Annotated in this window: 8 protein-coding genes; 4 read left to right on the top strand and 4 right to left on the bottom strand. The window is 69.2% G+C overall.

Features of this window, described 5'->3' with window-relative positions; translation table 11 throughout:
* Nucleotides 1-306: 306 nt before the first annotated feature.
* Nucleotides 307-1,695 carry a hypothetical protein gene (locus tag NX794_RS31090; RefSeq protein ID WP_258782859.1) on the bottom strand — a complete coding sequence of 463 codons (1,389 nt, stop codon included), beginning with the start codon at nucleotides 1,693-1,695 and terminating at the stop codon, nucleotides 307-309.
* A 617-nt stretch (nucleotides 1,696-2,312) separates the two neighbouring features.
* Between NX794_RS31090 and NX794_RS31085 the strand changes: the two genes are divergently transcribed.
* Nucleotides 2,313-6,038 (top strand): hypothetical protein, encoded by a 3,726-nt coding sequence (locus NX794_RS31085; protein ID WP_258782857.1) that lies wholly within the window; start codon nucleotides 2,313-2,315, stop codon nucleotides 6,036-6,038.
* Between the two features lie 104 nt (nucleotides 6,039-6,142).
* Here the strand turns inward: NX794_RS31085 and NX794_RS31080 are convergent, their stop codons facing one another.
* Complete coding sequence (locus tag NX794_RS31080) at nucleotides 6,143-6,286, bottom strand: hypothetical protein (protein ID WP_258782856.1); 144 nt, start codon at nucleotides 6,284-6,286, stop codon at nucleotides 6,143-6,145.
* A 626-nt stretch (nucleotides 6,287-6,912) separates the two neighbouring features.
* Here NX794_RS31080 and NX794_RS31075 point away from each other — a divergent pair.
* Nucleotides 6,913-7,173, top strand: a complete 261-nt coding sequence (locus NX794_RS31075) for an aldo/keto reductase (RefSeq protein ID WP_428985996.1) — start codon at nucleotides 6,913-6,915, stop codon at nucleotides 7,171-7,173.
* A gap of 240 nt (nucleotides 7,174-7,413) precedes the next feature.
* Here the strand turns inward: NX794_RS31075 and NX794_RS31070 are convergent, their stop codons facing one another.
* On the bottom strand, nucleotides 7,414-7,677 hold the full coding sequence (locus NX794_RS31070; protein WP_258782862.1) for a hypothetical protein: 264 nt from the start codon (nucleotides 7,675-7,677) through the stop codon (nucleotides 7,414-7,416).
* Nucleotides 7,678-7,994: 317 nt separating this feature from the next.
* Entirely contained in the window at nucleotides 7,995-8,933 is a 939-nt protein-coding gene (locus tag NX794_RS31065; RefSeq protein ID WP_258782855.1) for an alpha/beta hydrolase, read from the bottom strand.
* 108 nt (nucleotides 8,934-9,041) lie between these two features.
* Between NX794_RS31065 and NX794_RS31060 the strand changes: the two genes are divergently transcribed.
* Together NX794_RS31060 and NX794_RS31055 are read left to right on the top strand one after the other, a co-directional pair.
* Nucleotides 9,042-9,677, top strand: coding sequence for a TetR/AcrR family transcriptional regulator (locus NX794_RS31060; RefSeq protein WP_258782854.1), 636 nt, complete (start codon nucleotides 9,042-9,044; stop codon nucleotides 9,675-9,677).
* A 1,358-nt stretch (nucleotides 9,678-11,035) separates the two neighbouring features.
* Nucleotides 11,036-11,332, top strand: a complete 297-nt coding sequence (locus NX794_RS31055; RefSeq protein ID WP_258782853.1) for a hypothetical protein — start codon at nucleotides 11,036-11,038, stop codon at nucleotides 11,330-11,332.
* The last annotated feature ends 24 nt before the right edge of the window (nucleotides 11,333-11,356 follow it).

The raw sequence follows: 11,356 nt of genomic DNA, 5'->3' as shown, positions 1-11,356 counted from the left end.
CTTCGGGCTCGGTGGACAACGGGCACACCAACTTCCTCGTCCACGTGGATCCCTGGCTCACCGTCACCCTCAACCGACCAGGACACCGCCCGGCCTCCGGGCCGCCGGCCTGACACGCGGCACGCCCTCCCCGCGTCCCAGCCATCAACGCTTGCAGGGTGAGATGCCACAGCACAACCTGGCGCGCCAGCTCACGGCACTGCAGAACAGCACAAATTTGGCGGACGACTGGCGAGTTCCGCGCTCAAGCCGCAGCTGTCCGCCACGGCTTGAACGCATCATGGTCGCCCGGCGTGAGGCGCTGGCCTACCGGCGGAAGCCTCGCCTGGGATCGCGGACACTGTGGCTGCCGAAGGGCGCGAACCAGGCGGCCGCCCTGAGGTCGCCCATGCCCATGGACTGGTTCGTAGGATCCTGCGGGTCTTCGATGCCGCCGAGTTTCGGGTCGAAGAGCATCAGGACGTCATGGTCCTGGAACAGCAGATCGGAGCAGCCGTCCCAGCTGTAGTCGTCGCCGTGTTCGGGGAGGGTGTGGTGGGCGTCGGTCTGAGGGCGGTCTTCCAGGTAGGTCGGGGCGTCCTCGATGGCCAGATGCAGGGCCATCTCCTCCGCGGTGCAAGTGGGTTCGGGCCACTTGCCCCGCGCCAGGTCTGCGGCCAGGTCGTCGAAGGCGCGCGCCATGCGCCGCCGCCATCGGTGGTCGGCTGTCCAGGTGAGGGGGGGCAACCGGTCGAAGACTTCCCAGGTGGTGGAGCCGGCGTCCGGCAGGAACTGGTCCCCCAGGCGGTGTGCGTCGTCGTAGGCCTGGTCCGCGAGGAGAACCAGGGCCGTGTGGAGCAGGTCGGCGGTGCGGGGGGTGAGCTGCCAGCCGCACTCCTCGCAGTCTGGGTCCTCGCCCTTGCAGGGGCAGTCCCGGACAGCGAAGAGGACGGCGAAGTTCGGTGTCTGCTCACCGGCTGCGGGCCTTGTGCGCTGCTGGCGCAGGCGCCAGCCGTGCACGAACCGGGTAACGAGCGGCGCCGCGCTCCAGTCGGCCAGTTCGTCGCCGTCCTCGGCCCGCAGGAGTTCTGCAAAACTCTGGTCTTCCAGCGTCTGGCTCCCTGTGACGTCGCTGTCCTCGGTGAGGGTGATCACCGCGCCGGCCAGGTCGCGCGGGTCGTCCTCACCGAGTTCGGACGCCGGCAGTGGCTCCCAGCCGCGACGGGCAGCGGCATGAAGGAGCGCGTCTTCGTCGGTGATGTGGAACTCGCGCAGGTGGGTGATCCGCACAACCTTCCCCGGCAGGTCCTTGAGCCGGGGGTGGCCCGCCACAGCGGCGGACGCCGCGGAGGCCAGCTCGTCGTCGCACGGCTCCGGGTCCGGACCGACGCCACGAACAGAGCGCCGGGTTCGGCGGGCCAGGTCCCGTTCGCGGCTCGCCGCGACGGCCTGGCGCAGGGAGCCGGCTGGCGCATCCGGCATCTGGGCCGTGAGAGCGGCCAGTTCGTCATCGACGGCCGCAGCGTCACGCAGCGCCAGGACCCGGCGCAGGATTCCGGTCGCCTCGACGGCGTGCTCGGGGTTTTTGCAGGTCAAAACGGCAGCCAGGGAACTGGGGCCGTGATCGTGTGCCAGGAGGGCCAGCACGCGGCTCTTGCTGGAGGTGTGTTCGCACAGGAAGTCGATGGCCCGGGCCACGGACAGCGATGACGTCATCGCGGGACTCCAAAAGAGAAGAGCGCGGTGCTCACCGGGCGAGCGGCGCACGCGCACAGACAGGAACCCGCTGGTGGATACGGTACGGCCGCGTCCCCGGACGGTGAAAGAGGCAAGCTGGAGCGCCAGTTGGTGTCCTCGCTACGAACGAAGACCCGGACTCGGCTGACGCAGACACTACCCGAGAGGACCCACACGCAGCCCGGACATAGGCAAAAGCGCGGGATCTGCTGCCCGGCAGAGCCATGCCGCGGTTCTGGCTGTCCCGTCAGTGGCTGGCGATCTGCGGGCGATACCGATACCGCTGAGCCCTTCCGTTTGTGATGACCAGAGCGGGGCTCGGGTGAACTGAACGGCCGTGCGGGACGATGGGAGCTGTCTCTGCATGGCCTGTTGCCATGCGCGGATGGCCGTCTCAACGTACGGAGTTGCCCCGTGTACGACAGTGCGAGAACCGCTCTTCGGGAGCTGGAGGACGATCAGGTCTTTGAGCGGGTGGCGCTGCATCTGCTGCGGGCCCGCTTCCCTGAGTTGCGGATCACCAGCGCCACAGGTGATCTCGGCCGGATGCCTTTGGCCGCCCGCTGTTCGGCAAGGACGACTCGGTCGTGTTGTGGGTGAGCCTGCAGGAGAAGTGGACGAGCAAGTTGAAGTCCGAGCTGGTGAAGAACCGCAGGCATGACCGTCGGGCGAAGGCGATCTACGTCACGAATCGGTCCACCACCGAGAAGGTCAAGGAGCGGTGGCGCAAAACGGCGAGCGACGATTACGGCGTTGCCCTGGAGATCGTCACTCTGGCCGAGCTGGCCACTGAGTTGGATTCCGATGGCCTGCGGTGGGTGGCCGAGCTTGAGCTGGGGGTGCGTCCTCGAGCGCCCTACCGGTTGTCGACGTGCGCCCAGTACGTGGAGGTCCTTGCCGGGTCGGTGCCGGGGATGACTGCACCGGTGGTGGGGCGTGAGGCGGAGCTGCTGGCGCTCGGGACGGCACTGGCGGAGGAAGGGCCGTTGTCCCGGGTGGTCGTGGTGGAGGGCCCGGGCGGTGCCGGCAAGACACGTCTGGCGATCGAGGCGGCTCGGGTGGTGTCTACGGTGTTGGTCGCGCCCACCGGCGTGGCGTTGGAGGCCGGTGCTTTCGCGGAGGTGCCGATCGACGATTCCTTGATCGTCTTGATCGATGATGCCGACCGTGCGCGGGATCTGAGTGGTCTTGCGGCGCTGCTGCATGATGTGCGTTTCCAGCGGGTGCGCTTCGTCCTGACGGTCCGGCCCGGGCGACGGTTGGGGGTGCTGCAGCACTGGGGTGTTGAGCGCTGGGCCGGTCCGGTGGTCGAGCTGCGCCCGCTGGAGCGGTCAGCCATCGACGCGCTTGTGACCGGGCGCGGCATTGGGGGTGCAGCCTTCCGGCAGAGCGTTATTGACCTGGCTCAGGGCAACCCCTTGATCGCTCACATGGCCTGTGAGGTGGGGCTTGCCGAGAACAGGTTCGACTGGCCGCGTGCGGCGGATCTGCTGCGCGCCATGGCCGAACGCCGGCTGCCGGCCGACGACTCCGGGCAGCAGCATCGGGCCGCGGCGGTCGCCTTGGCATTGCTGGGTCCCGTGGCCGGTGCAGAAGACCTGGCCGCACTGGCAGGTGCCATCTCGGCGCTTCCGCCCGAGCCCTACCGGCTTTCCGTTCTCCTGGACGATCTGGCCGACGCGGGTCTGGCCGACGCTGCGCCGTGCTCGGTGCGTCCTGCCCTGCTCGCTCCCGTGCTTGTCGCCGATGCGCTGGATCCGCGCAGCCGGGTGCGACTGGATGCGGGCCGGGCGCTGGACGTGTTGTTGAACAGGGCGGGGCTCGGTGCGGGAAGACCGGATGCGGTGCCCGTCGGTGAACACCTCGTGTTCAGTGGGGCGGGACTGGGGTCTCAGCTGAACATCCTGGCACAGGCGGCTCACGACCGCCCGGATGCGGGGGCCGGGGCACGGCTGGCATCGGCGATCCGTGGGCTGCTGTCCGGCGAGGCAGATCTGGAAGCGTGGGCGGTCGTGGTGGGTCTGGCCGGGGAGGTGGCTGTCGCGGCTCCCGGGATCCTCGCAGAGCTGCACGGGCTGCTGGTCCAACGGTGGCCGCTGGCACCGTCGCCCCAGCTGTGGGGGGAGGGTGACCCGGCGGCGCACTACCGGTACGGGCTGCAGCGCCTGGGTGAGCGGTTCGCTGAACTCGCCCAGCGCGTAAGCCTCGACACCGTGCCCAGCCCGGTGCGTGTGATGCTGGACGTGGCCTGGCTGATGGAACCGGCCCTGCCGGCCGAAGGCTCCAACCGGCGCGATGGGATACTGCAGGGCATCCAGCGGTGGTGCTCGGCCCCGGCCCATACGCTGCCGGGTGGATTCGATGCCCTGTTGGAGCAGCGCGGCACCGTCCTGCGGACCATCGCCCAGTGGGTGCGCGATCGCGGGGCCTATCCGCCGCACGGGCTTGATCCGGAGGATGCCGCGGTCCGCGGTCCTCTCAGCCTCATCCGCGTGTTGCTGGCCGCAATGCAGCCGCTGCTGCACCTCACCGTCGAGAGCACCAGCGGCAGCCCGGAATCGGCGAGTACGATCACCTTGCACGCCGCAATCCTGCCGGACCAGCCGCAGACGCTTGAGTTGCTGCGCGAAGTGCTCGCCCTGCTCGTCCCGCTCCTGGACGAGCCCGTGCTGCGCAGCGGCGAGGGCCTGACGGTCCTGCACACGCTCGTCTCCCTGCCGGGCAGCCTGCGCCGTGAGGGTGCCCGGCCCTTGTTGTCGGGCACTGTCATGCCGGCGTATGCAGAAGCGATCTTGGATACCGCTGCGACGGAGTTCACCGCGCAGATCGCGGCCCGGTGGGACTCGCTGCCGTTGCCGGTCAGACGCAGCGCTGCGCAAGCGGTGCTGGGCCCTGGTTCACGGCCGACTACCCTCAGCGCTGCCGCAGCGGCCGGGGACGAGGTGGCCGTCGGGGCACTGGCGGATACGGCGCTCACTCGGCTTGCGGTACTGCAGCCGCTGCACGATCAGACGCCCTGGCGTGAGGCGCAGGAGGCGCAGCATCTCGCCGCCCAACAGTTGGGCGGTGAGGTGGATTTGATCGAGGCACTGGAACTCCTGGACGAAACGGCACCGAATGTCACAGGGGTGGCGGTCAGTGCCCTTCCGGCGTTCGCGCAGGCGGTCGGAGTCAGCACGGATGATCCGCGGACGGCACTTGAGAGGATCGCTCGCGCCCCGCTAGCCGGTGAGGGCGCCCTGCTGGCCGGTCTCGCACAACGCCATCCGGACGTGGTCTGGCCCTGGCTTGAGGAACGCGTCAGCGATCCTCGCCTGGCCGCCGCAGCACTCACCTGTGCCGACGAGCACCCCAACCGTGAGTTGCGGCTGCTCCCCCTGCTCCTGGAATCCGCTGCAGAGGGATCGGCGGTAGGTGATGAGGTGGCGTCCCGACTGGCGTGGATCTTGAACTGGCATCTGGTGCCGTGCAAGCAGCCACTCGCACAGCGCATGAAGGTCCTCGCCTCCCTGGCATCGCAGTGTCCACCCGCCGCCCTTCCCAATACTCTTCAGGTCATCGGCTTCCTGCTTCAGGAGGCAGGCAAAGACAGTGTCCCCGTCGAAAGTGAAGTGGCGGGCCTGTTCGCTGAAGCGCTGCGCCGCCGGCTCGGCCACGCCGACCAGATCCCCCATACGGTGCACTTCGACGAGGAAACGGCCTCCGGCGCCGTCGCGATCGCTTCTTCCCTCCCCCAGCAGTTCGCCGCCGTCCTCGTTGAACAGCTGCTGGCCGTCGGCGGCGGATATGAGCTGCCCGGTGCCTGGGCGCGGTCGCTTGCCAGGCTCACACCGCCCGTGCGCGAGCAGCTGGTCAGCGCCTATCTCGGACAGCTGGACCGGGCCCGCTCCGAAGCAGAGGTCAGTGAACGCGCCGAACTGGCAGCCGCGCGGCTGCTGTCAGCTCTCGGGCGCGGCACGGAGCAATGGGCAGGGCGCGTACGGCAGTGGGCATCGGGGGCACCGGCCCAGCGCCAGCAGGCCGCTGCCGCCATCCAACACGCATGGCAGACACCGCTGTGGGCAGAAACCGTCTCCAGCCTGCTGACCACAGACATCGACGTTGCCAGCCGGGACGCGATACTGGCGGGCATCGTTCTGCCCGGCCTGGACACCGATCTCCCCGACGACCCAGAATCCCGCCGCACGGCCTTGGCTCCGCTTGTGACCGATGCGAACGCGGCGGTGCGGGCCTTCGCCTCGGATGCCCTGCGTCGCCTTGACGCCATCGAGGACGGGGACGCCAGGCAGGAGGCCGACTTCAAGCGCGGATACCGCCGTTGACGAACTGTCCGAGCCATTCCCCATCATCTTCCTACGGCAGGAGGCCAGGCTCTGCACTCGGCCATCCAACCGGATGGCCGAGCAACTCATCACCCCTCACGTACTCACTCGGGGCGGCGCGGAACCTGGCGGGCTTCCGGTTCCTGCTGGCCGGACCACGTCCGCCACAGCTGCGTGGGCACTGAGTGCGCCATGTCCTCCGTCATCACGAACACCCGGGCCTCACCGCAGGCGAGCTCCCAATCCACCGGCCGCTCCGTGCCTGGTGGCCAGTCACGCTCCGCGACCGTCACAGCGGCGGCAGGAGCGGACCCTGCGTTACGCAGCGCCCATGTATCCCCGCCTACGTACTCGACGCGAACGTCCAGGCAAGGACGCTCGGCCTTGAGCCCGCTCAACGTTCCTCCTCTGCCGCCCGTCGCTGATCAGCACGCGTGGCCTCAGCAACCTCTGCGGAACGGACCGCTGCATCAGCCGATTTGGCTGATGCATCCGCAGATCACCGCCCGTCTTGGCGAGCCTTAACACTCACGACGAAAGCACCAGCCGCCAGTACCAACGCCGCCCAAGCCGGCACCTCTCCCCAATCCATGCCGGGACCATACTCCGGCAGCTCCGCTCCCAGCCAAGCAGTCCAACGGCCGCGAAGTCTCCTCAACTTCGGCGGTGTCCGCCGGTGCCACGCTCCTGGCCAGGGAAAACTCCACACCCGCTATAGCAGTCGGCGCGAGAACGACCTGAGCTTTCGTCACTCATGTCAGCAACACGTAAGCACCATCTGTCAGTGCCAAGCGCCAGGTCAGTAAGCCTGTACCGCTGACGCTCAGATGACGAGGTCCAACTGACACTCCCCCGCAGACAAGCACTGGGCGGAGTGACCGAGCGCAACCTCGCCATCGTGGCTGCCGTCAAGGAGGTCGCCGCGGAACTGGGCCGGACCCCTGCACAGGTCGGACTGGCCTGGACCTTGCACAGGCCAGGGGTGACCACGCCCGTCATCGGTGCGCGAACCGTCGAACAGCTGCGCGGGAGAACCTGGGAGCGGTCGAGATCGACCTCACCCCGACCCAGCCGACGCGCCCGGACGAGGTCAGCGCGATCGACCTCGGCTCCCCCACGCCACGCTCGTCAGTGACCACATCCGGCTACAGACCCGCGGCGATCTGAAGATCCAGGCCCGCCGTTGGCGGTCGCGGCGCGCGCCGGGGAGACGGGGCTCCCCTGGGCGGGACCTCGCCCCGGGTCGTACGTCCCTTGCCTTCGCGGTGAACCGTGCAGCAGAGCCTTGGTCTCTTGACGGCTTTGACACGGCGGACTACGGCGAGCGTGAGCTCCCGCCGTACTCCGCCCCCACACGGGCCGGCGGCACTACCGCTCACAGGGCGAGCCCGAGGCGCGACCGTCCTCGGCCGACGCGGCCGGCGTCCACGATCCGCCACGGTGCGGGGAGCCTGCTGAGTGCAGCGCAGCGCCCGCCCGCGTGGTCAGAGGTGGGTCGCGTGCTGCGCGACTTGACGCCCAGGCCTCCTGAGCTGTCCTCGGTAACGGTGTCGCGGGTGGACGTGACGTTGCAGGAGAGCGTGGTGACGGGGCGGGGAAACCATTCGGTCCACATCACCGCCCGCTGATCGAGCGTCACGACGTGGGGTCCCCCGCCTGCCCCCGGCCTGGTGCAGCGGCTCGTGCACTTGTTGCCGCACGGCGATCGTTGTCCGACGTCCGAATCCTCGTGCTGCCAGTACGCTCAAAGCTCGCCGGGCACCTACGGCAAGCGCTCCGCGCAACACTCGCCGTCAAGGCCCTCGACACCATGCTTTTGCCGGTGTCGACCGCCCCGGCCGCGCACAGTGAGACGCCCGACCGCTTCCTCTCTCTCCCTCTGGGATCAAGGCCCTGGTCGGTCCCGCCGTGCGGATGCACGGCGGGACCTGACAGGTGGCGACACCGGTGTGGGGTTCAGGCGTCGAACGCCGCGGCCACCAGGTCTCCGAGCTGGTTCAGGACGTCCCGGGCGAGTTGCACCGACCCGGTGAACGAGAAGAAGGCGTGGGTGGCACCCCTGACTGGGATGTGCCTCACCGGCACCCCGGCGTCGGCGAGCCTGTGCGCATACCGGTCGCCCTGGTCTCGCAGCGGATCGTGTTCGGCGGTGACGATGACGGCGGGAGGCAGCCCGGCCAGGTCGTCGGCGCGTGCCGGCGAGACGCGCGGGTCGGCGCCTTGGTCGGGGGTGGTGAGGTAGAGACCCCAGAACCATTCGAGCCAGGAGCGGGTCAGCAGCGGTCCGGCCATGTTCTCGTACATCGAGGGGCTGTCGTCGAACCGGTCGACCGCCGGGTACGCCAGCACCTGGAGCGCGATGCGCGGTCCTCCGCGCCGTCGAGCTTCCTGCACGATCGCGGCGGCGAGGTTACCGCCGGCGCTCTCTCCGAGCACCGCGATGCTCTGCCCGTCGCCGCCGAAGCCGCTGGCATTGGCCGCGACCCATGTGACGGCGGCGTAGGCGTCTTCGATCGCCGCCGGGAAGCGGTGCTCCGGGGCAAGCCGGTAGTCGACGGAGACCACGATCGTGCCGGAACGGTTGGCCACGATGCGGGCGATGTGATCCTGGCTGTCCAGGTCTCCCAGGACCCATCCGCCGCCGTGGAAGAAGACCGTCACGGGCAACGGCCCGGAGCGCGAGGCAGCGGGGGTGTAGACGCGGACGGGGACCTCAACGCCTTCGGCGGCGGCCACGGTGTCGTACACACTGCCGACCGCCTCGGGGTCACCCGCGAGGGTGGCGAGGCTGCTTGCGAGGGCGCGGTTCCCGCCGACCGTCTGGCTCTCCGGGGCGGGGTTGCCTCCTTCGGCCAACTGCGCGATCAGGGTGGCGATCTGGGGGTCGAGCGACATGGTGGGCACCCTCCTGAGGACTGCCGGAACAGCAGATTGGAATCAGTGCTCCATGTTCTAGGGCTCCCCGTTCTGGAATGGCAATTCCAATCTGGGTAAGGTGCGTGCATGAACTCGTCCGTAGCGGTCGAAAAGCCAGAGCGGCGTCGGCTCACCGAGCCCGGCCGGAAGACCCGTGACCGCATCATCGAGGCCGCCGCGGAGCTGATGTTCCATCACGGCGTCGGAGGCACGAGTATCCCGGACATCCAGGCGGCCGCCAGAGTCAGCGCGTCGCAGATCTACCACTACTTCGGCGACAAGCGGGGCCTGGTCCTGGCCGTGGTCAACTTCCAGACCGACACCAAGCTCGACCAGCAGCGTCCGCTGCTGGACAACTTGGACAGCATCGACGCCCTGCGGGCCTGGTGCGCCAAGGCGGCCGACCGACAGGACGCCATGGGGTGCGCGGGCGGCTGCGAGATCGGCTCGCTCGCCAGCGAACTCGCCGAGACCGACCCCTCGGCCCGCACCGACCTCTCCGCTTCCTTCGACCGATGGGAACTGCCCATCAGGTCAGGGCTCGCCCGCATGCAGGCGCGCGGCGAACTGAGCGAGCGCGCCGACGTCGTCTCCCTGGCCACGGCCCTGCTGGCCGCCATCCAGGGGGGCATGCTGCTCTCACAGGTCCGTCGGTCGAGCACCGCGTACCGGCATGCCGTATCGGCGGTGATCGACCACATCGAGACCTACGTCGTGCGGTAACCGCTCGGGCCCGACCGCCGGCCATCGTTCCGGGCCGCTGATGAGGCGCGGACAGCGAACGCGCGGCCCCCCGTACGACGTCTTGCCGGGAGGACTACCCCATGCCCCGCCGGCACAGCCCTCGCCCAGGTGGAGGTAGGCGACATCGACACGGTGAAGGCCACCATCCTCCGGAACGGGGGAACGATCATGCAGGGGTCGGCGGTGGCACCCAACGACGCTCTACGATGGCGCGCCACTCGGGCGAGCAAGGGTTCGAGTACGTCGAATCTCCCGCCGCCTGTCTTCGGTCACGCGGGTGAGGTCGATCAGCATTTTCAGGACTACCAGGCGGAGCCTCAAGGTTCGGTGCGCACAGGTCCCGGTGCGGCCACCCGAAGGCCGCACGCGATGATCGAACCCTCCCGCAGTCGCAGACCGCGCGTTCGCTCGCATCCCTCCCCCACAGCCGGCACGGGCCCTTCAGGCCGTCGCTCACCCGGCAGGGCCGCGACGCCGTCCCCGGCTCCCCCGTCGCCGAGGTGCCTGGCCAGCGCCACCGTCCGGCTGACACCAGGGTGCTCGACACCACACCGGCCTTGCTCCGCGCAGGCTTTGCGACTCCTGCCGGCCAAGCAGCTTCCTCGAAAGACGGCTTGGCGGGGCCACTGACAGGTACCCGGCCGCGACCCGACTCCGCGGGGCGGTGCCCGCCTCGATCAGGCAGGGCGGAGCGCGGAAGCCGTCACGGGTGCCGATCCACCCGGGACCGGCGGTGGTTGACCGAAGTGTGACCGTCCGACCTTCCCTGCGGATCGACGGGAACCGGCCTCCATCAAAGCAGCGCCGCGCCGCAACACGGGCTACCGGCCCGTGCTGTTCGATGATGGGTAGTGTCGCTGTGTGATGACCATCAGGTAGCGGCTGAACGAGCTGCGACGACGTGCCTTCGCGGGGCGCGCCGGAGGGATCGAGCTGTTCCGGACGTTGCCGGGCGCGGGCGGCGTGCTCTTTCTTCACGGTCCGGGCGGCATCGGCAAGGGCGCGTTACGGGACGTTCTGGCCTGTGTCGCCATGAATGCGGGCGCCGATCCGATAACCATCGACGGCCGCCATGTGCCCCAATCGACGACTGGGTACGGGAGGAGTTCGCGCCGGCGCCGCCCGCCGACGCGGTCGCGGTCATCGCGGCACGACGACCGCCCTCGTAGCCGTGGCTGGCCGATCCCGCACGGCGCGAGCTGATCCGGGGCATTGCGCTGCACAACCTCGCGCCGTGCGGCGGCCGCGCCTACCTGGCGGGGCAGAACGTTCCCGCCGAATTCCATGAGCATCTGCTCGCCATCGGCCACGGCCACCCGCCCACCCTGTCCATGCTCGTGGACGCAGAGCGACGGGGCGGTGACGTCCTGCCGCGCACACTCGGAGACCTGCCCGACGTGGTACGCGATCTGCTGACCCGCATCCTGGACGAAGTGCCGGGTCCGGGCCATCGGCTGGCGTTGGAGGTCTGCGCGCACGGCAACGTCGTCACCGGGAACGTCCTTCGGTCCATGCTCGACGACAGCGCCGAGGAGTTGTTCACGTGGCTGCGCACTGTCGTTCGTCGAGGAGGTCCGTACGGCCTCTTCCTTCATGACATGGTCACCGACGCGCTTGGCGCCGACCTGCGATGACGCGACCTGGAGCGTTACACCGAG

The organism is Streptomyces pyxinicus (genome assembly GCF_024753135.1).
GTDB classification, from domain to species: domain Bacteria; phylum Actinomycetota; class Actinomycetes; order Streptomycetales; family Streptomycetaceae; genus Streptomyces; species Streptomyces pyxinicus.
Note: the sequence above shows the minus strand (reverse complement) of the source record. Positions and strands in the feature narration are given on the sequence as shown.